Consider the following 2,352-nt stretch of genomic DNA (forward strand, 5'->3'; position numbering starts at 1 on the left):
GGGGGGGGGCACCCCGCGCCCCCCCCGCCCCCCCCCCCCGCTCCCAACCCCGTGGTCCACCCGGGCACGGGGTGAGGGGGTTCCCGTGATCACGGGAACCCCCTCACCACGCGGCACTCAGGTGCGGTCGCGCTTGCTGGAGCGCTCGGACTCCTGCATGCGCTCGCGGGCCTTCTCGGCCGTCCTCTTGGCCTCGCCGCGCGCCTGGTCGATTTCGCCCTCGACCTGCTTCTCGCGGTCGCCCATGACCTTCCCGGTCATCTCCTTGGCCTTGCCCTTCATCTTGTCCGCGCCGCCTTTGCCGGCCATGACTCCTCCTGTGGGGGGTGAGGTCGTTTGCCCGCCCAACGTATGCCGGAGCCCGGCACGTCGCGCGTTGAAGCGTCACCGTACGTAGCGGTCTCGGCGGGACGTCCCACGGGCCTCGTCAGTGGCTGTGATCAGCCGACGGTTCTTCCGCGCTCGTCTCCGGAGACGTCTGGTCGCTCGTCTCCGTGGTCGTCCGCGTTCCGGATGTTCCGGCCCGGACCGTGAACGCCGCGGTGCGGACCTTCCCCTCGTGCTTGAAGTCGAGGAAGAGACGGTACGTGCCGCTGCTGGGCGCGGTGGCCGTGAACGAGATGCCGGGGCCGGGTTCGGTCGTGCCGTCGCCGGGTTCGCCGTTCGGGTGGACGTGGAGGTAGGCGAGGTCGCCGGAGCGCAGGGCGACGAGGTGGCCGTACGCGCCGAGGTAGGGCTGGAGGTCGGTGACGGGCTTGCCGTTCTTGGAGACGTTCAGCTTGAGTTCGCCCGCCTCGGCGGGGCGCAAGTCCCCGTCCAGTGCGACCTCATAGCCGTCGACCCTGGCCGTGGGGTTCGGGGCGGGCAGGTCCTGCGGCTCGTAGGGGCCCGAGGTCGCGAGATCGGCGCCGAGTGTGAGGTTCTCGGCGCCCTTCTTCGCCGGGGTGAAGTCGGCGAAGACCCGGTAGCCGCCCGCCCGGGGCAGGTCGACGGGTGTGGACCAGGTGCCGTCGGCGGCCCTGGTGGGGTGGAGGTGGCGGTAGGTGACCAGGTCGCGTGAGGCCAGGATCAGGTGGAGTTCCTTGTCGTGTTCGCGCTGGTAGGAGGTGACCGCCCGGCCGGCGTCGTCCCGAATGACGAAGCGCAGGTCGGTGCGCTGCCCGGCGGTGACACGCGGCGTCTTCAGGTCGAGGGTGTAGCCGCCTTCCGAGATCTGCAGTCCGCCGGCCGGGGTCGTCTCGTGCCCCGTGTGGTCTCCGCCTCCCTCCTGTTCGGGTGATGTGGCGCTGTGCCCCTCGCTGTGGGCGGCGGGCGCGTCGTCCGTGACGACGGGGTCCACGCCCTTGCCCACGCCGTAGGCGGTGCCGAACGTGGCGGCGAGCGCGGCGGCGAACGCGGTGATCTTCAGCCCGGTGTTCATGGCCGTCTCCTTCGGGGACAGGGCCTCTCCTGCCGTGATGCGAGGCCTCGATGCACTTCAGATGCACTTCAAAATACCCCTAGGGGGTATAAAGTCAAGCCATCGAAGCGACTTGCCTTTGATACCCCCTAGGGGTATACAGGGACTAGGCGCGGATACCCCCGCCCCGTATTGACTTCGATCAGCGGCACACCACCAGGAGGAACCCATGTCGTCGTCCTGCTGCTCCACCGATGGCACCTGCTCGACCGGCACCACCGGCGCGGCCACGGCCACGGCCACGGAGAGCGTCACCACCGCGTACGCCGTCTCCGGTATGACCTGCGGCCACTGCAAGGCCACGCTCACCAAGGTCATCGGCGAGCTGGACGGCGTGACCGGTGTGGACGTCGACCTCGACACCGGCCGGGTCACCGTCACGAGCGTCACCGAGCCGGACGACACGGCGATCGCCGAGGTCGTCGACGAGGCCGGCTACGAGCTGACCGGCCGGGCCTGACCCGCGCGCCACGCATTTCCCGCATCGCCGGGGCCCGGACGGTCCCGGGTCCCGGCCATCCGGCCCGTACGAGGAGCAGCCATGACCACCACCACGCCCGGTACCGGGGAAGTCGAACTCGCCATCGGGGGTATGACCTGCGCCTCCTGCGCGGCCCGGATCGAGAAGAAGCTCAACCGTATGGACGGGGTCGAGGCCACCGTCAACTACGCCACGGAGAAGGCGAAGGTCTCCTTCCGTGAGGATGTCGCGGTCAGGGATCTGATCGCGACGGTCGAGGCGACCGGTTACAGCGCGCGGGAGCCGGTGCCGGCACGCAGTGAGTCCGGGCCCGGTGGGGGGACGGGCGGGGAGGCGGTGGATGAGCTGCGGCCGTTGCGGCAGCGGTTGGTCACCGCGGTGGGCCTGGCGGTGCCGGTGATCGCGATGGCCA

The 2,352-nt window shown here is 70.3% G+C and carries 4 protein-coding genes; 2 read left to right on the plus strand and 2 right to left on the minus strand.

Annotated elements, in window-relative coordinates:
• Nucleotides 1-117: 117 nt before the first annotated feature.
• Nucleotides 118-309 (minus strand): CsbD family protein, encoded by a 192-nt coding sequence (locus AB0959_RS52915; protein WP_366834202.1) that lies wholly within the window; start codon nt 307-309, stop codon nt 118-120.
• Nucleotides 310-427: 118 nt separating this feature from the next.
• A complete protein-coding gene (locus AB0959_RS52920; RefSeq protein WP_366834203.1) occupies nt 428-1,420 on the minus strand; it encodes a hypothetical protein in 993 nt (330 codons plus the stop codon).
• 208 nt (nt 1,421-1,628) lie between these two features.
• Between AB0959_RS52920 and AB0959_RS52925 the strand changes: the two genes are divergently transcribed.
• Both AB0959_RS52925 and AB0959_RS52930 read left to right on the plus strand, forming a co-directional pair.
• A complete protein-coding gene (locus AB0959_RS52925; protein WP_366834204.1) occupies nt 1,629-1,919 on the plus strand; it encodes a heavy-metal-associated domain-containing protein in 291 nt (96 codons plus the stop codon).
• A gap of 81 nt (nt 1,920-2,000) precedes the next feature.
• Nucleotides 2,001-2,352, plus strand: a 352-nt coding sequence (locus tag AB0959_RS52930) for a heavy metal-associated domain-containing protein (protein WP_366834205.1), incomplete at its 3' end; no start/stop codon positions are given.

The organism is Streptomyces sp. NPDC046862 (assembly GCF_040704615.1).
GTDB lineage: Bacteria > Actinomycetota > Actinomycetes > Streptomycetales > Streptomycetaceae > Streptomyces.